The sequence below is a fragment of the Streptomyces griseorubiginosus genome (assembly GCF_017614965.1).
Taxonomy (GTDB): domain Bacteria; phylum Actinomycetota; class Actinomycetes; order Streptomycetales; family Streptomycetaceae; genus Streptomyces; species Streptomyces griseorubiginosus_B.
Window position 1 is genome coordinate 48330 of the sequence record NZ_WVUG01000002.1, and the last position, 21129, is coordinate 69458.

At 69.8% G+C, this 21129-nt stretch carries 16 protein-coding genes and 2 pseudogenes; 6 read left to right on the forward strand and 12 right to left on the reverse strand.

What is annotated here, in order from left to right; all coding sequences use genetic code 11:
- Positions 1 to 141 precede the first annotated feature (141 nt).
- From GRC12_RS46285 to GRC12_RS00765, 4 genes and pseudogenes are all read left to right on the forward strand, one after another.
- A pseudogene (locus GRC12_RS46285) lies at positions 142 to 1178 on the forward strand (IS256 family transposase); the annotation flags it as partial.
- Between the two features lie 223 nt (positions 1179 to 1401).
- Positions 1402 to 2928 carry a flavin monoamine oxidase family protein gene (locus GRC12_RS00755; protein ID WP_208776631.1) on the forward strand — a complete coding sequence of 509 codons (1527 nt, stop codon included), beginning with the start codon at positions 1402 to 1404 and terminating at the stop codon, positions 2926 to 2928.
- A 424-nt stretch (positions 2929 to 3352) separates the two neighbouring features.
- A complete protein-coding gene (locus GRC12_RS00760; protein WP_308286433.1) occupies positions 3353 to 3712 on the forward strand; it encodes a hypothetical protein in 360 nt (119 codons plus the stop codon).
- A gap of 220 nt (positions 3713 to 3932) precedes the next feature.
- Positions 3933 to 4586, forward strand: coding sequence for a hypothetical protein (locus GRC12_RS00765; RefSeq protein ID WP_208776633.1), 654 nt, complete (start codon positions 3933 to 3935; stop codon positions 4584 to 4586).
- A 407-nt stretch (positions 4587 to 4993) separates the two neighbouring features.
- Here GRC12_RS00765 and GRC12_RS00770 read toward each other — a convergent pair whose 3' ends face one another.
- The 7 genes from GRC12_RS00770 to GRC12_RS00800 all read right to left on the reverse strand — a co-directional run bounded on the left by GRC12_RS00770 (position 4994) and on the right by GRC12_RS00800 (position 11359).
- Positions 4994 to 6025 carry an outer membrane protein assembly factor BamB family protein gene (locus GRC12_RS00770; protein ID WP_208776634.1) on the reverse strand — a complete coding sequence of 344 codons (1032 nt, stop codon included), beginning with the start codon at positions 6023 to 6025 and terminating at the stop codon, positions 4994 to 4996.
- A gap of 461 nt (positions 6026 to 6486) precedes the next feature.
- Positions 6487 to 7338 carry a hypothetical protein gene (locus GRC12_RS00775; protein WP_208776635.1) on the reverse strand — a complete coding sequence of 284 codons (852 nt, stop codon included), beginning with the start codon at positions 7336 to 7338 and terminating at the stop codon, positions 6487 to 6489.
- Positions 7339 to 7729: 391 nt separating this feature from the next.
- The gene (locus GRC12_RS00780) at positions 7730 to 8116 is read right to left on the reverse strand and encodes a fic family toxin-antitoxin system, toxin component (protein ID WP_208776636.1); all 387 of its coding nucleotides are present in this window, start codon (positions 8114 to 8116) and stop codon (positions 7730 to 7732) included.
- Positions 8113 to 8403, reverse strand: coding sequence for a type II toxin -antitoxin system TacA 1-like antitoxin (locus GRC12_RS00785; protein ID WP_439959859.1), 291 nt, complete (start codon positions 8401 to 8403; stop codon positions 8113 to 8115). The genes GRC12_RS00780 and GRC12_RS00785 overlap by 4 nt, the downstream gene beginning before the upstream one ends.
- 712 nt (positions 8404 to 9115) lie before the next feature.
- Complete coding sequence (locus GRC12_RS00790; RefSeq protein ID WP_208776637.1) at positions 9116 to 9706, reverse strand: ATP-binding protein; 591 nt, start codon at positions 9704 to 9706, stop codon at positions 9116 to 9118.
- On the reverse strand, positions 9703 to 10500 hold the full coding sequence (locus GRC12_RS00795) for an alpha/beta hydrolase (RefSeq protein WP_208776638.1): 798 nt from the start codon (positions 10498 to 10500) through the stop codon (positions 9703 to 9705). Before GRC12_RS00795 ends, GRC12_RS00790 begins: the two co-directional genes overlap by 4 nt.
- A 79-nt stretch (positions 10501 to 10579) precedes the next feature.
- Positions 10580 to 11359, reverse strand: a complete 780-nt coding sequence (locus GRC12_RS00800) for an SDR family NAD(P)-dependent oxidoreductase (protein WP_208776639.1) — start codon at positions 11357 to 11359, stop codon at positions 10580 to 10582.
- Positions 11360 to 11581: 222 nt separating this feature from the next.
- Between GRC12_RS00800 and GRC12_RS00805 the strand changes: the two genes are divergently transcribed.
- Entirely contained in the window at positions 11582 to 12574 is a 993-nt protein-coding gene (locus GRC12_RS00805) for an alpha/beta fold hydrolase (RefSeq protein ID WP_244371844.1), read from the forward strand.
- An 18-nt stretch (positions 12575 to 12592) separates the two neighbouring features.
- Here the strand turns inward: GRC12_RS00805 and GRC12_RS45225 are convergent, their stop codons facing one another.
- Positions 12593 to 12844 (reverse strand): hexameric tyrosine-coordinated heme protein, encoded by a 252-nt coding sequence (locus tag GRC12_RS45225; protein ID WP_308286434.1) that lies wholly within the window; start codon positions 12842 to 12844, stop codon positions 12593 to 12595.
- A gap of 169 nt (positions 12845 to 13013) precedes the next feature.
- Between GRC12_RS45225 and GRC12_RS00815 the strand changes: the two genes are divergently transcribed.
- Positions 13014 to 15770: an AAA family ATPase gene (locus tag GRC12_RS00815; RefSeq protein ID WP_208776641.1), complete on the forward strand. Its 2757-nt coding sequence runs from the start codon at positions 13014 to 13016 to the stop codon at positions 15768 to 15770.
- Positions 15771 to 15787: 17 nt separating this feature from the next.
- Here the strand turns inward: GRC12_RS00815 and GRC12_RS00820 are convergent, their stop codons facing one another.
- The 4 genes and pseudogenes from GRC12_RS00820 to GRC12_RS00835 all read right to left on the reverse strand — a co-directional run bounded on the left by GRC12_RS00820 (position 15788) and on the right by GRC12_RS00835 (position 21123).
- Positions 15788 to 18571 carry a helix-turn-helix transcriptional regulator gene (locus GRC12_RS00820; protein WP_208776642.1) on the reverse strand — a complete coding sequence of 928 codons (2784 nt, stop codon included), beginning with the start codon at positions 18569 to 18571 and terminating at the stop codon, positions 15788 to 15790.
- 175 nt (positions 18572 to 18746) lie between these two features.
- Positions 18747 to 19289, reverse strand: a pseudogene (locus tag GRC12_RS00825) (RNA-guided endonuclease TnpB family protein); the annotation flags it as partial.
- Positions 19290 to 19379: 90 nt separating this feature from the next.
- Positions 19380 to 19823 carry a carboxymuconolactone decarboxylase family protein gene (locus GRC12_RS00830; RefSeq protein WP_208776643.1) on the reverse strand — a complete coding sequence of 148 codons (444 nt, stop codon included), beginning with the start codon at positions 19821 to 19823 and terminating at the stop codon, positions 19380 to 19382.
- A complete protein-coding gene (locus GRC12_RS00835; RefSeq protein ID WP_208776644.1) occupies positions 19816 to 21123 on the reverse strand; it encodes an NAD(P)/FAD-dependent oxidoreductase in 1308 nt (435 codons plus the stop codon). Before GRC12_RS00835 ends, GRC12_RS00830 begins: the two co-directional genes overlap by 8 nt.
- Between the last annotated feature and the right edge of the window lie 6 nt (positions 21124 to 21129).

Below are 21129 nucleotides of genomic sequence, written 5' to 3' on the forward strand. Positions count from 1 at the left end.
CTGATACCCCTCGGTAAGGGCGACGACTGGAACAGCGAGCAGCGCTCGGCGCTCGTCTCCTCCATGCGCGAGTACGAGGGAACCCTGCCGGTCGCGAGCATCGGCGACGACCGTGACAACCGGGCCCCGTCGGCGTCGGCCCTGCACTTCCTCGCCGAGGACAATCTCGCCGCGGCGAGTCCCGATCTGGTGCGGTCGATGATCAAGACGTTCGCCGACGCCCCCATGTCCGCCGGGGCGGACGCCCTCTGCCACGCCGAATCCGGCCAGCTGCTGGAACGCCGCCGGCGGGCCGAGCAGGCCCTCATCTCGGTGGTCGCCACCGCCTACCTGCTCGGGGTCTCCACCCGTCGAGTCGAGAAGCTCGCCGAGTCCATGGGCGTCACCCAGCTGTCGAAGTCACAGGTCAGCGCGATGGTCAAGCGCCTCGACGAGTAGGTCGCCGCGTTGCGTAACCGCCCCCTGGACGCCGGCCCCTACGCCTTCGTCCGGGTCGACGCACTCAGCAGAAGGTCCGCGAGGGCGACCGCATCATCAACGTCCACACGCTCGTCGCGGTCGGCGTCAACGCCGACGGGCACCGCGAGGTCCTCGGCCTGGACGTGGCCACCGCCGGCGACGGCGCCGGCTGGCTGGCCTTCCTGCGCTCGCTCATCGCCCGCGGCCTGTCCGGCGCCGAACTGGTCATCTCCGACGCGCACGCGGGCCTGGTCAACGCGGTCGGCGCCACCCTGCCCGGCGCGAGCTCGCAGCGTTGCCGCACCCTCCCCGCGGCGGGGGCACCCCCATCGCCCGCGCGCTGCTGGGCCAGGTGCCCGAGTCCGCCGAGCCATGGGTGCCACTTTGCTGCGGACCGTCTTCGAACAGCCCGACACCGACGCCGTCCAATCCCAGACGCGGCACGTCCTGGACGCCTTGGAAGCCAAGATCTGGTCGAACAACCCGCGGAACGGCTGAACAAGGACATCCGCCGCCGCACCGACGTGCTCGGCATCTTCCCCGACCGCACCGCCCTGATCCGTCTGGTCGGTGCGTTGCCGGCCGAGCAGAAGGACGAGTGGACCGAGGCCCGCCGCCACATGGGCATCGAGCTCCTGGCCAAGGCCCGCCTCCACCCGATCGAGTCAGAAACCAACGAGTCCGTCCTTTCCACCGAACTCAACGCAAACCTCAAAGAAGAGATCACCGAGCGACCGTCGATAGACCACTCGGAGGGGCAGTTGCAGAAACCGCGTGGATACACGAGTAACCGGCGGGCTGTAACCGGCGGTTGGAAGGCTTCCCGAGTCGTTCAAGATCGACGGAGGGAGCCCTCACGCAATGGCACAGCCTCACAGCCGAACCACCACCAGTCGGCGTTCGTTCCTGCGTAACGTCGGTCTCAGCAGCGGTGCCGGTGCCATGTTCGCCACCATGGGCGCCCTGGGCCTCGCCCCGACCGCACAGGCCGCCCAGCGCGAAGAGCCTTTCCGTGCCCTCAAGGCGAGCGACTTCACCCTCACCGGCCGCAGCGCCGCCAAGGTCGTTGTCCTCGGCGGCGGCATCGCCGGGCTGACCACCGCGTACGAACTCGGCAAGGCCGGCTACGACTGTACGGTCCTGGAGGCCAGAGACCGCACCGGCGGCCGCAACTTCACCGTCCGCGGCGGTGATTCAACCACCGACCTGTACGGCAACCGGCAGACCGCCCGCTTCGCCGAGGGCCACTACATGAACGCCGGGCCCGCCCGCATCCCGCAATGGATGGTCACCCTCGACTACTGCCGTGAACTCGGCGTTCCCATCGAGGTGTTCACCAACGTCAACGCCGACGCCTACCTCTTCAACGAGTCGGCCGGAATGACGAAGCCCGTGCGGTACCGGACCGCGAAAGCCGATGTCTACGGCTACGTCTCCGAGCTGCTCGCCAAGGCCACCAACAAGGGCGCGCTAGACAAGGAGTTGACGGCCGATGACCAGGAACGGCTCGTCGACTTCCTCCAGGACTGGGGGGAACTGGGCGACAAGCTGACGTACGAGGGCGGCGAACGCCGCGGATACTCCACCGTCCCGGCAGCCGCCGGCACTCCCGGCGTCCTGCTCGGCGATCTCCCGACCGCCTCCCAGGTCTTCGCCAGCGGCGTCGGCCGCTACTTCTCCTTCGAGTTCGGCTTCGACCAGGCCATGCTGATGTTCCAGCCGGTCGGCGGCATGGACCAGATACCGAGAGCGCTGACCAGGGCCGTCGGCGCTCACCGCATCCGTACCGGGGCGGCCGTCAGGAAGATCACCGACAAGGGCAGCGGCGTCACCGTCACCTACACCCAGGGCGGCCGTACGAAGGTCATCGAGGCCGACTACTGCGTCGCCGCCATGCCGCCCAGCATCCTCGCCAAGATCCCGCACAACCTGGGCTCCGGCGTGCAAAGCGCCCTGGAGGCCATCACCCCCTCATCCGCGGCCAAGATCGGCTTGGAGTACCGGTCCCGCTGGTGGGAACTGGACCACAACATCTACGGCGGCATCACCGAGACCGACCAGGACGTCGTGCACATCTGGCACCCCTCGTACGGCTTCCACGGCGAGCGGGGCATCATGATCGGCTACTACAACTACGGAGACGACGCCGACTCGTACGCCAAGCTCGCCCCCAAGGAACGCGAGAAGCGCGCGGTGGCCGCCGGCGTGAAGATCTACGGCGAGAAGTACCGCACGGAGCTCGTCTCCTCCTTCTCCCACCACTGGCGCCAGACACCCCACCTGGAGGCCGCTTGGCACGACACGCCCGGCGGCCCCGACGCCCCGCGCTACAAGCCGTTGAACGAGCCCTCCGGGCGGGTCCACTTCGCCGGTGACTGGCTCAGCTATACCGACGCCTGGCAGCACGGTGCGTTCACCTCGGCCCGCAAGGCCGTGACCGCCCTGCACACGCGTGTGCTGTCGGACTAGCACAGACACACAGACAAAAGGCGCGTGTTGAAGGTGTCCCGCAGGAGAAGGCGATAGAACGCGGCTGTGGAGGGCAGGCCGAGCGCTCTGAGTCGAGCTGCGGGAGAAGCTTCTGATGGAGGAGTGAACGGCTTCCGCAGCAATGACCTCTGGACCCCACGGGAAGAAAACCCATCCGTGCGGCCGACGGCACCGAATCATCGGTGAGGGCGTCAGGAAGCGGGGCTCTCACCCGTCGCCCGGCTGGGGCAGGGACACCCCGGCCGGGCGACGAGAGGTTCCACGCATGCCTAAAGCCGTTGCGTGCAACCGCCACCAGGACCGTCGCCCACCAGCGCCCCCGGCGCCTGGCCCGGGTCGCTGCCCGCGGTCTGACGCGGACCGCGATGCTGCCGCTGCCGTCGTGGAAGGCGGTCCCGACGGGGTGTTCGAGTCGCTGACGTACGGCAACTTCGATGCCGAAGAGGCGCTGATCGAGTGGGAGAGCATCTTCACCGGTCGGGGCTTCGAAGAACTCGTCGCCGCTGATGAGCCCGAAGTGGTTGCCGACCCAGGCGATGGTGAGGACCCGGTTGTCCTCGCTGCTTCCCGGGTGCTTCAGGATGCCCTTGCCACTGCCGATGAGCACCGGCTTGTGGAGGTCAGTCAGTTGTGGGTGCAGGAGCGAGCGGCAGACGGCGAGGTATTCGGCCTGGAGACGGCAGCTGAGGTCTTGAGCGGCCTGGTCGACCTGGCGTGGGTCGTCGGCGAGCAGGGGGAGAGCCTGTACTGCTGGATGGCATAGAGGCGGACACGGCCACCGTTGACCATCGTCGGTTGTGTGGACAGGGCAAGGGCGTTCGTTCTGGGCCTGCTCGCGGAGCTGCCGCGCGCTCACGGTCCGTGTGAAGGCGAATGACGGATCTGTGCGGTGGAACGGCCTGACGGTCAACTCCTCAGTACGTTTAGATACTTGAGGCTCATCAGCCACATCCGACCCACCATCCCCCCACGAGGAGACCTTGATGAAGGTGTTAATGCGGAGCCGCGCCCGAGCGGCCCTGCTGGCGCCTGCCGCCGCCCTGATGCTCTTCGCGTCCGCAGGTACGGCCAGCGCGAACTCCAGCCCCGGCTGGGGTGACGACAAGCCCGACGTGCTCTCTGACTGTAACCAGGGCAACGCCGACCTGTGCCAGTACCATGAGATCAACGCCTGGACCTCGTACGGCGACTGGCACGAGTCGAGCAACGTGTTCTCGAACTGCTCAGGCACCGACAACGCCACGTTCCAGATCGCCAGTGCGTACGCGACGAACACCTCGTACTCGTACCAGCAGTCCACGAGCGTCGAGGTCAGCGCGGGATTCAGCGACACGATCGAGCTGGGCATGAAGGCCAGCACGGAGACCTCCGAGACCTGGACCCTGGGGGACACCCGCACCAACACGCAGACCGTCACCAGCACCGTCCGCCCCGGATACAAGGGCGGTTACTCGTTCCGTCCGCTCGTGCGGCACTCGCAGGGCTGGATCGAGGTGCACTACGGCAAGCGCGTCGACGGCCACTACTACTGGTACTACCCCGGCCAGGGTTCCGACGGCTTCCGTATCGACACCCCGGTCGCCTGGTCGGACGGCTCCCTCAAGGGCGAGCTGAAGTGGGAGACGTGGAAGTGCTGACCCGGCCGGGCTGTCCAGGGTGGCCCTGAACCTTGCGGCACCACACCTCACGCACGGCGTGAGAGGAGGGTCGGGTGACCCGGCCCTCCTGCTCGGTTCCGGCTACTGACCTTGCTGGGGTGATCACTGCGGCCTGCCGCCCCGCCCCAACGAGCGCACGCGTCCGCCCGACGGTGGCAACTGACAAGCCTGCTCACTGGACGCCACGACCGGCTGCGCGACAAGGTCCGCCAGAAGGAGGGCCGGTCGCCGGCCCGACCGCCGCCATCGTGGACGCGCAGTCACTGCAGGCGGCCGGCGGACATCCCGCGCTCGACGTCCGGGTGGGACGGTGGGAAGAAGGTGGGCCGCCGCAAGCGGCACCGGGTCGTGGACTGCCTCCTTCTTCGGTCTGAGCTCTTTCTCCTCTATGACGACACCGCTCCTGGGGCCGGCACCGCGTCTATGGCGTACAGGTATCCGTCCCGGGAGCCGACGTAGACCACGCCGTCAGCGACGACAGGGCTCTCCACCCGTCCGCCGGTCCGTACCTTCCAGCGGACCCGGCCGTTCTCCGCTCTCACTGCCCACAGATGACCGTCGTCGCTGCCGAAGTACACCGTTTCGTCCGCCACCGCCGGGGAGGAGTCGACGCAGCCGCCCGTGACGACGTGCCATAGGGTTTTGCCGGTGGTCGCGTCGAGTGCGTAGAGGCGGTGATCCTGGGAGCCGACGTACACAGTGTTGCCGTGGATCGCGGGCGTGGTCGCGATGCTGCTGACGCTCTGGACGTCGGGCCATGCCTGCCATCGTTGCTCGCCGGTGGCGGCGTCGAGGGCGAACACGTGGTAGCCGAGTCCGTCTGCCAGATAGAGGCTGCCGTCGTGCACGAGTGGGGTAGCTGACCCGAGGGCGAAGGTGGACTGCTGCCAGCGGAGCCTGCCGGTGGCCGGGTCGAAGGCCCGGACCGTGCCCCGGTCGACCGTGTAGAGGGTGCCGTCGGCGAGCACGGGGCCGGCGTCGTTCCAGCCGGCGCGACGGTACTTCCTCCGCCAGCGGCGACGCCCGGTTGCCGCGTCGAGGGTACGGAGGTACCGGCTGCCGTTGACGAAGTGGACCAGGCCGCCGCCTACCGCGGGCGGGGTATAGGACCACCACTTCATCCGGCGGCGCCAGCGGGTGTGGCCGTCGGCGGCGTCCAGGGCGAAGAACCGGTGCTGGCCCGCGACGTAGACGGTATCGCCGACCACGGCGGGCCCGCTCATGAACCCCGCGTCGGGCCGGGTCCACCGAACACTGCCGTCAGCCGCGTCGATGGCCCACAGCCCCTTGCCGACGACATAGACGGTCCCCCCGGCGACGCACGGCGCCGAGTGGACGCGTCCGACGCGCACCCGCCAGCGCACGGTTCCGGTTCCGGTGATGCCAGACCCCTCCGTGCCCGCCGACGGTCTCGGCACGCGCAGCCGTATCCCTTGCTCCCGGCGCCAGTTTCTGCGCCGAAGACGCTTTCTGTTCGTCATTGCACGCCTTGTGTCCGACGTTTTCGGTCAGTAGAGGTCTTCCCTCGTCACGGGCTGACAAGTCACACGCGTCCTCCCAGCCCAACGCACCGCAAATGACCACGTTGCTTTCAAAGAGGCCGCCCCGAACGGCGGCTGCCAAAACGGTACTTGAAGCGCAGTGCAGCGATCACGGCAGCCGCCGCTTCCGTCATGGGTTCTCACCGCCGAATCGGTCGGGGTGCCGGTCACCCTGGGCGGAGTCAACGTGGTGTGGTGGTCACCTGGTTGACGGTTTCCGGTTGCTGCTGCTGCGTCGGTACGAGGCGAGAGACCAGTGGCGGTTCCAGCGGCATCCGCCGGAACCGCCACCTAGGCTCCGTTCACCTCACCGACACTGTTGAGCGGCTTGCGGTGGTTCAGGGCGTGTTCAGGCCGAATCTCTGTGTAGTGGTGTTGCTGGCACCGGGGCTCTTGACGTTGTGGTTGACGCTGATGTTGTTGTACATCGGGAGGATGCCGCTGAGGCTGATGGGCAGCAGCGACCCGTTGCCGCCCCCGTTGTTCCCTCCGGCCTGTTCGTAGGTGATGGTCACCGCGGCCGGACCGGTAGCGGGTCCGGAGGTGCCGCCCGCCGGGACACGGTTGGATCCGCCACCGCCGCCACCGGGCCCCTCCGTCCCATTGGAAAGAATCTCGCCGCAGCCTCCTCCTCCGCCGCCACCGAACCACCCTGCTCCACCGCCACCACCGGACATGGGACCCCCGCCGTTGCCGCCCGTACCGCCGCCACCGGGTGTGCCGGGCGTGCCGGGTACTGGGAGGCCGGCGACAGGGCAAGCGGCTCCACCCGCGCCGGGGGTCGCCTGAGTTCCCCCGCCACCTCCTCCACCGCCGTTGGGTCTGCTGCCTCCCGTCTCACCGGTCACTCCTGCGTCTCCTCCGGTGGCCTCGGGGGCGGGGTACAGATCCACCCCGGCCCCTCCGCCTCCTCCGCCGCCCGCGACGATCAGTCGGGGGTCGGTGGCCGTGTTGCCGGTGAGGAAACAGCTGGGGCTGGTGGAGTCGCAGGTGCGCACATCGCTGGCGCCGCCGCCGGCGCCGCCCTCGGCGAACGAGCCGCCCGCTGTTCCTCCGCCGGTGGCGACGTTGACGTAGAGGGTGGTGGTGCCCGCGGGCACGTTGGCGGTGCCGGTGACGGTGGAGCCGGCACCGCCAACTCCTCCGTTGGTGCCGTTGTTTCCTGCGCCCCCGGTGGCGGTGAAGATCAAGCCACAACAGGCCTATGCCGGGCATGCGGACACACCGTCACTCCCGCCGCGACGAATAGTCCTCAAGTCGGAGAAATCCGCCACGTGGACCAAGCGCGGGGGAAGGCGTTGCGGTGATCGCAGGCAGCGACTGCGGGAGGTGGGCCGGCGCCCGGGCTCGGGCCGAAGCAGGATCCCCCTTGTGGCCCGGCAACGGCCTGCTGTCTCCGGTCAACTCCGCGGATCCAGATGAACTTCGGCCGCGAGGCCCGTGCTGTCTCGCTCGTCGGCGTCGCCGTCGCGATCCACTCGGCCCACTCGTCCCGCTTACGCCACACATACGGTTCGCCGTTCCCTCCACGGGAGGGGAGGGAACGGCGAGGATCGAGACGAGGCCCAAGTCGGCTGAAGGTCAGGCAGCGCTCCAGGCACGCATCTGACGGCCGATCAGTCCAATGCCTATCGCGCCGGTAGCCGCGTCCCGCACCAGGGCGACCGCTTCCTTCGGCGGATACTCCAGACGGCACCCGTTCAGTGCGAGGTAGGCCTCCGCGCAGTGCCACGCGAACGCCTCGTTGGAGTGCTCCAGACACGGCAGCCGCACCAGCGTCTGCAACAGCGCCGCCGCCTTCAGATACAGGGACCCGTAGACGTCACGCTCCATGGCTCGGGCATTGACCCGGGCGACAGCGGCGTACAGGGGACCGTAGTCGTCCACCTGGGGATCACCGGGCAGCAACTCGGCAGCGTGCAGAAGGAAAGTCACATCAAGAGGGTGACGAGGTTCGTGCTGCGTCACGCGGCGTGGCCCCGCTCCTGCTGCTCCTCAAGATCCCGCCGCGCCGCCAGGTCCTCAGTACGGCGCTCTCCGTCGGCGCCGGCCGCCTCCGCGAACACCTCGCCGCTGCGGGCCATCGACGCGCGGAAGGCGTCGAGGAAATGCGTCTCCACAGCGGTGGCACGTGCGTAGGCAGCGGACAGGATGTACTCCTGCAAGCTGACGCCCTCCTGTCGCGCTGCGGCCTCGATCGCGGCGCGCTGGTCCGGATCGGGGAAACGAAGGTTCATCGCTTTGGGCTGAGACATGGTATCGACGGTACCACTGGTACCACGTTCGGTCCATGCGGGATCGCAGCATCGCCCTCCACGAGGAAGCCGCCGAGGCCATCCGTCCTCTGGCCGCACTGCGGCGGGCCCAAGACCGTGGCGTCATCGCGGGCCCCCACTACCTCTTCGCCCACCGGCTCCGCGTGTGGATCTGCCAAGAGCTGCCCATCCTCATGGCAGATCACCGATCATTCCCGGCACCGTCTCGCGCCTGTTGGAGACGTTCCGGTTCACCGCCGTCCGGCCCCATGAGTTCTTGAACTGCCTCGCCCGGCGCGGACGGTGGTTGCCCTGCTCGGTCGGGATGGTCGTAATCGACGCCGTCCACCAGGCCATCCTCCTCATTCTCACCGCGCCGAAGGACCGCTGTGAGGGGCAGACCGGCGCCATCAAGGGAATCGCAGTGGAAAACAGACGACAGGAACTCAAAGGCAGGGCCGCCGGAGTACCGTCAGCTCTGCCGCCCCATTGGTGATCGGGAGGACCATCACCGACCGCGCGATGTGGTGAGGTCCATCCTTGAGGGACACACGCCGAGGCGGCCCGGCATGCTCAATGACGTTTCCCCTCTCGCCTCAGGCGCCAGCGGGGGACGAGTCAACGGCGACTCGTAGGCCACTTCCCAGTTGCGGTCCGGCACGGCGATGTCGGCGATCAATCCTCGTACAGGCCGCCTCGTGAAAGCGCGAGGTTAGCCGATCAGCCGAACGAGTTCTTCGTCGGCCCGGTTGGCCCAGGTGACGGCCCCGAGGTTGCTGAGCAGGGCGCGGGCCGTGTGCAGTGTGGTGGTCGCCTGCTCCGGTTGGCCAGTGCGGCGCAGCCAAGAGCCGTGAGCCAGGGCGAGACGGGCCGCAAGCCATGGCACCAGGACGGTGAGCGGGCGTCGTAGCACCGCCCGGCGCAGCAACCGCGCGGTTCCCTGGTTGATCAGGGCGGGCTCGGGCGCCCGTTGCGCGACGATCTCGCCGAAGGCGGAGCGAAGCGCTTCCGGCTCCGCCCCACCAAGCGCAGGGATGTCTTGGACGAGGCCCCGCACCAGTTGATGGAGCCCGGCGAACGGCAGCCGCGCCTCCGCCTCGACGCCCACGGTCTTGAGTACCTCGTCACCGGCGTCTTCCGCGAACCGCTGGGCGACCTCCAGCAGGGCCGTTTTGCCGATGCCCGGCTCGCCCTCGATGAGCAGTACCCGACCGGGCTGGGGCCCAGGTCCCCACAGCCGGGCAAGTTCGGCCACTTCCGCTTCGCGGCCTACCAGATTCTCGTGGTCCACCTCCCCGGTCACAGCCCCTGCTCGGCAAGCCAGTCCAGGCAGGCGTCGGCGACCTCACGCCAGCCGCTGTCAATGGTCAGCGAGTGACCGCGGGAAGGGAACTCGATCAGGTCGGTGACGGCAACGCCCCTGTACTGCCGGAGGGTCGCCTTGGTGATCGCCTCCGGCACCGTGTGGTCCTTGCCGCCCATCACCAGCAGCAGCGGCCCCCGGTCCGCATTGCCGGTGTCGACCTCGGCCGGGGAATGCCGGGAGAAGTTGGCCGCGGCCGCCTCGAACAGCGGCTTGCCCGGAGCGGGGATGGTCCACCGCTCGTACAGCTCGTCGGACTCCTGCTCGCTGACAGCGTTGCCGAAGGCGAAGCGAAACTGCTCAGCTGTCAGGGAGACGGCACGGTGCTTGTTCGCGGGATTGCGGAAGACCGGGAAGGTCGACCGCAGCGACGACAGCGGCAGCGGCAGTACGCCCTTGATCTGCGCGGCGTCGATGGCTATCGCGGCCGCGGCCAGGTTCTGCCCGAGAAGTTTCTCGGCGATCATGCCGCCGAAGGAGTGCCCGACCAGAACCGGCTGCTCGGGCAGTTCCTGGATGACCTTGGCATAGTGGGCCACGACGTCGTCGATGCCGTGGCCGGCAATGCTCGACCAGTCGGCTCGGGACAGCTCGACGGTGTCGGCGACGCCCGGCCATCCGGGCGCGACGGGCTGGTAGCCGCGGTCCTTGAAGAGCTCCGCCCACGGGCTCCAGGAGCTCGGGTGCAGCCAGAGGCCGTGGATGAAGACGACGGGGCGCAGGGACGCACTCATGGTCGTCCCTCCTTCCTCTTGACGGGGTTTCCAGCCTCGTGAACCGGGCGGCTGCGGCGCTTGAGTCACCTGACTCAAGTCACCAGGTCGGCACGAAACCGCCGTCGATCCGCAGGTCACTGCCGACGATGTTGGCGGCCCGGTCGCCGGCCAGGAACACCACCAGGTCGGCGATCTCCGAGGCCCGCGAGAAGCGGCCGCTGACCGTGGCGGCCGCAGCCTGTGCGAGGACGTCCTGTGGGTTCAGCCCCGCCGCAGCGGAAACGGTGTCGGCCACCCCACCTCCGCCCAGCCACAGGTCGGTCTCGACCGGCCCGGGGCTGACGCTGTTGACCCGCACTCCGCGCGGCCCGAACTCCTTCGACAGGGCCTTGGAGAAGTTGACCAGGGCCGCCTTGGTCGCGCTGTAGTCGACGACCGTGGGGTCCGGCAGCTCGGCGTTCACCGAGCCGATGTTCACGATGGAGCCGCGGCCTGCCTCCAGCATGCGCGGCAGCACCGCCCGGGTGACCGCGATCGTGGCGAAAAGGTTGAGTTCGAGCGTCTGCCTCCACTGGGCGTCGGTGACGCTGAGGAAACCGCCCGGCCGTGCCGGTGCCGAGCCGACATTGTTCACCAGCACGTCGATGCGATCACCGGCCGCCGCTACCAGCTGGCCGGCACTGTCCGGCTCGGTCAGGTCGAGCGGGACCCAACGGGCGCCTGCCTCCTTCACGAGCACGTCGAGACCGGGCGACGAGGTCCGCGCCGCCGCGACCACATCCGCCCCCGCGGCCGCCAACGCCTCCGCCACGGCCAGCCCGATCCCCTTGCTCGCTCCGGTGACCACGGCCGTCATGTCCTGCAGTTCTCGTGTCATCGCCTTACTCCTCATCACCATCGGTTTCCGCCCCCAGCCTGTGCCCCGCGACGCCCCCCGCGCTTGAGTCGACTGACTGAAGCGGGACCGAAGAACCCTCACCCGGGTGCCGAGGTGCACGGGAGATGCCGCAGTCACCGCCACTGCGGTGACAGGCAGCGATGCCCAGAACAGTCAGTCGACCGAAGCCCGGCGACCTGAGACGTCCCTAACGTCCCGGCCATGACGATCACCATGAAGCGGTTCACCCGCGCCGTACTGCGGGCCACGCTCGCCCTGCTGCTCGTAGCCCTGAGCGTCGGAGCCACCAGCGCCGCGGGATCTCCATCTCCCCACCGACACGCCACCGCGGCCCCGCCGCCCAGGGGATTCGCCGAGCACCGGGCGCAGGTCAACGGGATCACTGTGGAGTACGTGCGGGGCGGCCACGGGCCGACGCTGGTCCTTTTGCACGGCTACCCCGAGACCTGGTACGAGTTCGAGTCCGTGCTCCCCACCCTGGCCCGGCACTTCACCGTGATCGCCCCGGACCTGCGCGGGGCCGGCGACAGCAGTGCCCCCGCCGCCGGCTACGACAAGAGGACCATGGCCGAGGACCTGCACCAACTGCTGGTCAAGCTGGGACTGCAGCACCGCATCGACCTGGTCGGGCACGATATCGGCACCATGGTCGCCTACGCCTACGCCGCCCAGCACCCGCACGACGTGTCACGTCTCGCCCTGACCGAAGCCCCGATACCCGACCAGAGCGTCTACCAGTTCCCCGCACTCACACCCGGCGGCCCAGGCGTGTGGAACTTCGGCTTCTTCAACGTCACCAACGGCCTGCCGGAACAGACGATCACAGGACGTGAGCGCACCTGGGTCGATCTCTTCATCCGCATGTTCGCCGTCCACAAGGACGCCGCCAGCCGCCCGGACGCGGTACGCGCCTACGCACAAGCGCTGAGCGATCCGGCCCATCTGCACGGCAGCCTGGAGTGGTTCCGCACGCTGGACCGGGACGTCGCGGACAACGCCGAGTCGGTCCGAACCCCGCTGCCCATGCCGGTCATGGCCGTGGGCGCCGACCACAGCCTGGGCCAGAGCGTCCTTGACCAGGTCCGCCGCTACGCCACCCACGTCCAGGGCGTGGTGCTGCCCGACTCCGGCCACTGGATCTTCGAGGAGCACCCGCAGGAGATGAGCGACTTGCTGCTGCGGTTCCTGTCCTGAGGGACGGGCCGGAGGCGTTCAGCGCCAGTAATCGTTGGCGGCCGCGATGGTGGCGAACTCCAGCGCAACCACCTGACCTGCGGCAATGAGCTTGGCCGCGTCGGCTGCGTACTGCGGCCGGCCGGCCTGGATGACCTCCAGCTCCGGCTGGATGGCGTGGATGGTGTTCCGCGCCAGGGCCAGCGCCAGCGCCCGGCCCTCCTCGGGCGTGGCCGTGATCAGAGTGCCGCCGGGGACGAGAACCAGAGCTTCATCGGGAACGCGCGTCACCGTACCGAACCTTTCGCTGGGCGGAATCGTCGCCCGTGACGCTACGAGAGCCGTACGGGCGCCCGCTTCAGTTGGACGACTGCACCTGCATCCCCGCTTGCCGTACTGGGTTCCCGGCGACCTGCGGCTACGTATGCTGGCCGCATCGCCGCCGAAAGGGGTCTGCTCCGTGCACGCCGCCGACCTTCCCGCCCCCTTTCTGGGGCGTGAGCGGGAACGCTCCCTCATTCGGCGTGTCTGGAGCGCGCTGCCGGACCGCGGCTGCGTCGTGCACCTGAGCGGACCGCCCGGCATCGGCAAGACCGCGCTGCTGCGGGCGTGCGCTGAGGACGCACTCGCCCAGGGACTGCAGGTGGTCCGGGCGGTGGGCAGCCGGGCCGAGCAGGCGCTTCCCTTCGCCACTCTGCACCAGTTGCTGCGTCCGCTGCTGGCGGGCGTCGAGCAGCTGCCGTTCGCCCAGCGTGCCGCGCTGCTCGGCGCTTTCGGCGTGGCAGACCTGCTGCGACCGGCGGAACCGGCACACATCGGCCTCGCTGCCCTGGAACTGCTCTCTGAGAGCGCCGTCGGACAGCCGTTGCTCGCCATCGTCGACGACCTGCAGTGGGCGGACCCGGCGAGCCGAGAGGCCATCGACTTCGTGTCCCGGCGCCTGGCCGCAGAGCCCGCCGTCCTGCTCGTCGCCACCCGAGAGGCCCCGCCGCGCACTGCCTCCGCCGGCGACGAGCACGACCCGCTGCATCTGCCGCTGACCCCGCTCGAGACGGCGGACGCCAGGGCTCTTCTCACCCGGCACGCGCCCGCACTGCCCGATGACCATCGAGACCGGGTCCTGGAGACGGCCCAGGGCAATCCGCTGGCTCTGCTGGAACTTTCGGCTTCGGTCCGCGCCAGCCCACCGGGCGCGGCGCTGGCCCTGACCGACCGTCTTCGGCACGCCTTCGCCGACCGGCTGGAGGAGTGCGGGCCGGCCGCAAGGGCGGTGCTCCTGGTCGCGGCGATCCAGGACAGCGACCGTCTCGACGAGGCCGAACGGGCGGCGCAGGTGCTCCTGGGCAGGCCGGTAGGGGACGGTGACCGGAGGGACGCCGCTCGCTCGGGACTGGTCGAGATCGACGGAGAGGCGCTGCGCTTTCGCCATCCGCTGATGTGCTCGGCCGTGATCGACCACTCCACCCCGCAGGCCGTGGCGGCCGCCCACGGTGCTCTGGCCCATGTGTTGGCCGCGGACCCCGACCGGTCCGCCTGGCATCACGCCTGCGCCCTGCAGGAGCCGGACTCAGCGGTCGCCGACGCACTCGAAGCCTCCGCCGACCGGGCCCTGGCCCGCGGCGCTCCCAGTCTCGCCCAGACCATCCTCGAACGTTCCGCGCAGCTCAGCCCGCAGCAGGACGTGAGCGGCCACCGGCTGCTGCGCGCTGCCGAGGTCGCCTTCGAACTGGGCCGCCCCGACACGGTTCGGGCGCTGCTCGAGCAAGTGCGCGCACGGCCGCTCCTGCCTGAGGACTCCGGTCGTGTGAGCGCCCTGGAGACGGCCTTCGACGATGGTGTTCCCGGCGGTGAGCGGCTCGTCCGCCAGTTGCAGCAGGCTGCCGCCGAAGCTGTCCGGGCAGGAGACAGCGAGCTGGCCGTCAGTCTCCTCATCCGCGCCTCCCGCTCCTGCTACTGGGGAGCGACGTGTGACACCGTGCTGCTGGGCCGACTGCGGTCAGTGGCCGACGAGGTGCGCCTGGCGCCCGGCGACTCCAGGCCGGTGCTCGTCGACGCCTTCCTGTCCCCCTTCGCCCGCGGCGCATTGATCGTCGACCACCTGAAGCGGTGGACAGCAGGCTCCGACAGCGACCCGGCGCTCACCGGCCTGCTCGCCATGGCCGGTTTCGTCAGCGGCTCCTTCGAGCACAGCCTGCCTCTCACCCTGGCCGCCGAGACCGGGCTGCGCCAACAGGGCCGTCTCGCGGCTCTCACGCAGGTTCTGGTCCTGCGTACCTTCGCCGCCCTCTACCTCGGCCGGTGGGATGTGAGCGCCACGGCCGCCGACGAGGCGCTGCGGTTCGCCGAGGAGACCGGCCAGACCACCTGGGCCGCCTGTGCGCGTCTGGGACTGGCCAACGTGGCCGCGATCCGCGGACGCCACCGCCTGGCCATGCGCCTGCTCGGCGAGGTGCAGCAGGCCGCGGTGGTCAGCGGCAACGTCGGCGTCGCCAACGGCATGCAGCTCACCCGGGGCCTTGCCGCCTTCGGCCAGGAGGATCCGGGGCTGGCCTATGACGAGTTCGCGCGGATGCTCGACCCGGCTGATCCGGTCTACCAGTCACCCCAGTGCGCGTGGGCCCTGGACTACTACGCCGAAGCCGCGCACGGCGCCGGCCGTCAGGGGGAGGCCCGGGCGGTGGTCCGGCAGGTGGAGAAGCTGGCCCAGGGCACCCCGGCCGGCGGAGTGCAGCGTGCCCTGGCGCTCGCCCATGCCCTGCTCGCCGAGGACGACGAAGCGCAAGACCGCTTCGCTCAGGCGCGGCTGCACCTTGCCGACGGCTCGACCTGGTACCGCGCGCGGCTCGACCTGGCCGAAGGAGCCTGGCTGCGCCGCCACCGTCGTATCGCGGAAGGCCGTGAGCTGCTGCGGGCCGCCCAGCGGGCCTTCGACCTGCTCGATGTCCCGGCCTGGGGCGCACGCGCCGCCCGCGAGGTGGCCGCCACCGGACAGTCCGCCGAACGACGGCGCCCCGGCCGCTGGGCGAGCCTGTCCCCTCAGGAATTGGAGATCGCACGCCTGGCCGGGCAGGGTCTGTCCAACCGGGAGATCGGTGAACGCCTCTACCTCTCGCACCGCACCGTCGGCTCGCACCTGTACCGCCTCTTCCCGAAGCTGGGCGTGCAATCCCGCGGCCAGCTGGCTGCCGCGCTGGCGGAGTCCGAGGAGCGGGAGTGAGCCCCGCGGTCATCGCTCTACAACGCTTTGAGCGCCTCGGCCAGTTGAGCACGGGCCGTGATACCGAGCTTGGGGAAGACGCGGTAGAGGTGCGAGCCGACCGTCCGCGGGGACAGGTAGAGCCGATGGCCGATCTGGCGGTTCGACAGCCCCTCGGCGGCCAACTTGGCGATCTGCAGTTCCTGCGGCGTCAACTGTGCGACCGTCACATCCTGTTGGATCGGCGCTCGGTGGCCTGCGGCCCGCAGCTCCTGGCGGGCCAGTTCCGCCCAGGGACGTGCTCCCATCGCCTCGAAGACGGTCAGCGCCGCGCGCAGCGGGCTGCGCGACTCCGCGCCGCGGCGTCTGCGCCGCAGCCAGCTGCCGTAGGCCAGTTCCAGCCGCGCACGGGGCCAGGGCCAGCGCACAAGATCGGCCGCGAGCGCCTCGTGGAACGGTTTCTCGGCCTCCTCGTCCTCCGTCAGGACCGCGTCCGCGTACCTCAGATTGACCTGCAGCAGCGCGGCCGGACACTCGCCCCAGCCGTCCCGCGCCCGCCCGATGGCCTCCCGCGCCTCGTCCTGCCGACCGGCTCGGGCCGCGGCGTCGGCCAGGAAGCCGACGCCGCCGAAGCTCTCGCGTGCGTTCCAGTACGGACCGCTCCGGTCGAACAGGTCCACCAGTGCTGTGCATGCCTCGTCGGCGCGTCCGTCCACCAGCAGCGCGATGCCGCGCACGAGCTGTGCGCAGGCGAGCAGGTCGTCGATGCCCCTGGGCAGCAGCTGCTCGTCCACTTCGGAGGCGAGGCGCAGGGCGGTGGCGGTGTCTCCGTGCAACGCTGCCACCTTGGCGTCGCCGACGAGGGTGCCGGCGGACCAGATGGGCTGCCCGGTGTCGACGGCCAGCCGGTGTCCCTCTTCGGCGGCCTGGGCCGCCAGCCGCCAGTCACCGAGGTCGAGGCGGACCTGGATCTGCATGCCGAGAACCTGCGGCAGCAGCCCGAGCCGTCCCTGGGCGCGCAGCCGGGCCTCGGCCCTGTCGAGGAAGTCGGCGGCGAGTTCGGTCTCACCCACAGCGTGCGCTGCCTGGCCCAGCAGGCGCAGGTTGTCGACGTCCCCGGTGATGGTGACGTCCTGCCCGGCCTTCAGCAGCAGCCGACGCACCTCGGCAGCCTCCCGGATCGGATCGGCCGTGGCGAGGACCGCGACATGGCGCGGGTCGTGTTCGGCTGCCGCGATGCCGCGGGTTACGGCCACTACCCGGGACCGCGCCTCCCGGCCGGTCTCGGCCCACCAGCACCGCAGTGCCGCGCCCATCAACAGATTGAACGCCAAGGAGACGTCCCCTACTGCGGCGGAACGTTCCGCCAGGGCGCACAGCTCCAGCACCGGGGCGGGATCTCCGGGCATGCCGTCCTCGAAGATCTGCTCCAGCCAGGTCATCCGGGCACGTTCGAGCTCGGGCAGGTCTTCGCGTGCGGCCGCGCTCAGCAGCCGGCGTACGAGGTCGGCTCGGCCCAGTCCGAAGCCGTGCTCGGCAGCGAGCAGCAACCGGCGTCCGGCGTCGGCCGGCTCGGGAGACAGCTCAGCGGCGCGCTCCAGCACCCGGATGGCTGTGAGAGCCGAGCCCCGCTGGAGCGCGATGCGGTGGTTCGCCTCGAGTTGGGCCGCCACCTCCTCGTCCGGGGCGTCGAGCGCGAGCGCGCGGTGCCAGGTCGCGCGGTAGGGATCGCCGGCGAGCTGCCGCGCCAGCGCCTCGTGTGCGGATCGCAGCCGCAGCGGCGTGGCCTCCTGCAGGACACCGGAGCGCACCAGCGGGTGCCTGAAGCGCACGCGCAGGTCGTCGAAGCGTACGAGCCCGGTGCCGACCGCGGGCTGCAGATCGTCCAAGGTCAGCTGACGACCGGTCAGCAATGAGGCGGCGGCGAGGATTTCGGCGTGCTGATCGCCGGAGTCCGCCGCGGCCACCAGGATCGCGTCGCGGGTGGCCTGCGGCAGATCGCGCAGCCGCCCGACGAAGGCCCGCTCGAGCCGTTCGGTGAGGGTGAGCCCGTCGCTGTGATCCCCGGCATGTGAAAGCAGCGTCCCGAGGCCGGCTTCCGTCCAGCTCGCCGCCAGTTCCACGAGAGCGAGCGGGTTGCCTTCGGCACGGGTGAGGATGTGGTCGCGGGCGACCGGGTCCAGATCGGCGCGGGCCCGCCGCACAAGCGCGGTGGCCTCCGCTGCTGTGAGCCGGCCGAGGTCGACGCGGGGCAGGTCGGCCGGGACGGGCCGCTCCCCTGCGTGCGTGCGCGAGGTGGCCAGCAGCACGATCGGGTCGTAGCCGAGGCGCCGGGCCACGAAGGCCAGCGCGTCGGCACTGGGCTGGTCCAACCACTGCAGGTCGTCCACGCACACCAGCACCGGCGCCTCGGCGGCGGCTTCGACCAGCACATCCAACGTCGCGAGCGCGACCAGGAAGGGCTGCGGCGCGGGCCCCTCCCGTACGCCGAGGGCGGTGAGCAGCGCCCTGCGCTGCGCGCTTGGAAGGCGCGACACCCGGTCGAGCAGCCCGGCGAGCAACCGGTGCAGGCCCTGGAACGGCACCTCCGCAGCCCCTTCGGAGCCGGCCGCGCTCAGCACCGTGAAGCCTGCCGCGCGGGCCCGCCGCTGCGCGGCGATCAGCAGACTCGTCTTGCCGATCCCAGGCTCTCCGGCCAGGACCAGCGCGCCACCGCCCTCGGACGCCAGGAGCTGATCGACGATCCGCAATTCCGCGTCCCGGCCCACCAGCGAATCCGTCCCGGCGGGGACACCGGCCCGGATGTGATCAGTACCGCCCATGCTGAGATGCTACGTGTCCGAAGTGCCGCAGATCCTGCCGCCAAGCGGACCTTGTCCGCGCCATGACGCAAACAGTCACCCACCGCAATGACACAACACCCGACCAGGCTTCCGTCCGTCAGGGTGTACGCAGCGGCTCCAGAGCCTCGCTCACCCGGTTGACTTCCTCCCCCGTCTAAAGGCGGGGGATTCCAGCGGTCGCCCGCTGGGGTTCCTGCTTCACCGACGACCGCCCCGTCCGGGAGGACTCCCGTTGAGGTCTTACACCGTCTCCACAGGCAGACGCCGCCAGCCCGGCGGCCAGGATATTGCGCGCCGCGTTCACGTCCCGGTCGTGCACGGCACCGCAGTGCTCGCACGTCCACGCACGGACGTTGAGTGGCATCTTCGCCGCGACCGTGCCGCAGCTCCCGCAGAGCTTGCTGGAGGGGAAGAAGTGGTCGATCACGACGAGGTCGCGCCCGTACCAGGCGCACTTGTACTCCAGCATCATGCGCAGGTCCGTCCAGGCCGCATCCGAGATGGCGCGCGCCAGGCGCCCGTTCTTCAGCAGGTTGCGGACGGTGAGGTCCTCGATCACGACCACTTGGACCACCTTCTCGCGGACGAGTCGAGTCGACAGCTTGTGCAGGAAGTCGCGGCGCCGGTCGGCGATCCGCGCATGCAACTTGGCAACCTTCCTGCGCGCCTTGGCCCGGTTCGCCGAGCCCTTCGCCTTGACAGCCCCACCCTTCCTGGGCGGGTGCTCGACACAATGATCTTGAGGTTGGTCATCTTGGCACCTCTTCCATGAGCCGCCGGCACCGGGTCACTTCCGCAGCGGGGGTCGCATTCCGGTGCTGACGCCGATGCGGTTCCACACATTGATCGTGCCGATAGCCAGGATCAGGTCGGCGAGTTCCTTCTCCGTGAAGAACTCCTGCGCTTTGGTCCACACGTCCTCCGGCACGCCGGCCTCTTCCAGCCGTGTCACGGCGTCGGTCAGAGCGAAGGCCGCACGTTCCCGCGGCGTGAAGTAGGGGAACTCATGCCACACAGACACGCCGAGAACGCGCTGCACACTGTCTCCCGTCTCGAACAGGTCGTGGCTGTGCGAGTCGACGCAGTACGCGCACCCGTTGAGGACCGACGCCCGTAGCTGGATCAGAAACAGCAGCTTGTTGTCGACGTTCGACCGGACGTACTTCTCCAGGTCCAGCACGGCCCGGTAGCCCTCCCGCGCGACCTGGCCCAACTTCATCCGCTCACTCAAGGCGTGCTCCTTCGGCTGATTCGAGGGGGACGGCGGCCGAGCGCACCAGGCCGAGTTGCACGGTCTGGCGGCCCAGGGCCGCTTCAAGGACCCAGTCGGCCGCTGTGCGCAGGCGGTTGCCCGGCATGGCCAGCAGGTGGTAGCCGCGGGCGACGGCCTTCGCCGGCCATCCGGACAACGGGATGCGGAACGGGTTGGCCGCCGCCTGCGCCCCGCCGAGGTCGACCACGAAGCCGAGATCGTGGTGCCTGTACGGGCGTGCCCGGCCGTGGCCGAGCGAGGCGGCGACGTTTCGTCCGGCAAGGGCGCCCTGACGGGTTGCGTGCTGGGCCGTCATTCCGGTGATCTCACCTGGACGGGTCAGGTCGGGTACGGCGGCGGCGTCGCCGCAGGCGAACACCTCGGGATGGCCGGGCACGGCCAGGGTGGGGGTCACCACCAGTCTGCCCCGGTCCACCTTCAGGCCGGTTGCCTGCACGAGGGGGTCGGGGCGTACGCCGACGCACCAGATGATCGACTTGGTCGGCAGGAACCCCCCGATGGTCAGGTGAACGCCCTCGTGGGTGGCCTCCCGTACGGAGGTCCGCATGCGCACCTCCACGCCCCGCTGCAGCAGCACCCGGTGTGCCGCACGGGACAGGCGCGGATCCAGTTCCGGCAGCACTTTCGGGGCCAGGTCCAGGAGGATCCAGCGCACCTTCTGGTCCTTGAGTTCCTTGTGCCCGGCAGCGATCGCCTGGGTGAACAGCGGTCCTTGAGCGGCGATTTCGGTCCCGGTGTATCCGGCGCCGACCACGACGAAGGTGCATCGGGCCTCGCGTTCGGCCGGTTGGTCGGCCGCGGCGGCGAGTTCCAACTGCCGGATGACGTGGTCACGGAGGTAGAGGGCTTCGGCGACGCCGCGGAAGCCGTGCGCATACTGGGCCACGCCGGGAACGGGGAGCAACTTGTTGACGCTGCCGACCGCGAGGACCAACCGGTCGTATCCGAGCTGGTGCCGGGTGCCTTCGGGGTCGGTGTAGCTGACCCGTCGTTCCTCCAGTGACACGCCATCCACGGTCCCGAGCACCAAGCGGACTCCGGGCAAAGTCCCCGGCAGGGATACGGTCACGCGCCGGGGGTCCACCACGCCCGCGGCCACTTCGGGCAGCAGCGGGAGGTAGAGAAAGTAGTCGGTGCGGTTCACCAGGACGATCTCCACGTCCGGGGCACGTTTTGGCAGTGCCCGTGCCAGCGAACGCGCCGCCTGGTACCCGGCGAATCCACCGCCGACGATCACCACGCGAGTCGGCTGCCCCATGTCCAC

What these genes read in the sequence shown, in the direction of transcription:
- GRC12_RS00800 (WP_208776639.1), bottom strand. Translation starts at nt 11,359, where the DNA reads ATGACACGAGAACTGCAGGACATGACGGCCGTGGTCACCGGAGCGAGC.
- GRC12_RS00835 (WP_208776644.1), bottom strand. Translation starts at nt 21,123, where the DNA reads ATGGGGCAGCCGACTCGCGTGGTGATCGTCGGCGGTGGATTCGCCGGG.
- GRC12_RS00765 (WP_208776633.1), top strand. Translation starts at nt 3,933, where the DNA reads ATGAAGGTGTTAATGCGGAGCCGCGCCCGAGCGGCCCTGCTGGCGCCT.
- GRC12_RS00755 (WP_208776631.1), top strand. Translation starts at nt 1,402, where the DNA reads ATGTTCGCCACCATGGGCGCCCTGGGCCTCGCCCCGACCGCACAGGCC.
- GRC12_RS00820 (WP_208776642.1), bottom strand. Translation starts at nt 18,571, where the DNA reads ATGGGCGGTACTGATCACATCCGGGCCGGTGTCCCCGCCGGGACGGAT.
- GRC12_RS00785 (WP_439959859.1), bottom strand. Translation starts at nt 8,403, where the DNA reads ATGTCTCAGCCCAAAGCGATGAACCTTCGTTTCCCCGATCCGGACCAG.
- GRC12_RS00805 (WP_244371844.1), top strand. Translation starts at nt 11,582, where the DNA reads ATGACGATCACCATGAAGCGGTTCACCCGCGCCGTACTGCGGGCCACG.
- GRC12_RS00795 (WP_208776638.1), bottom strand. Translation starts at nt 10,500, where the DNA reads ATGAGTGCGTCCCTGCGCCCCGTCGTCTTCATCCACGGCCTCTGGCTG.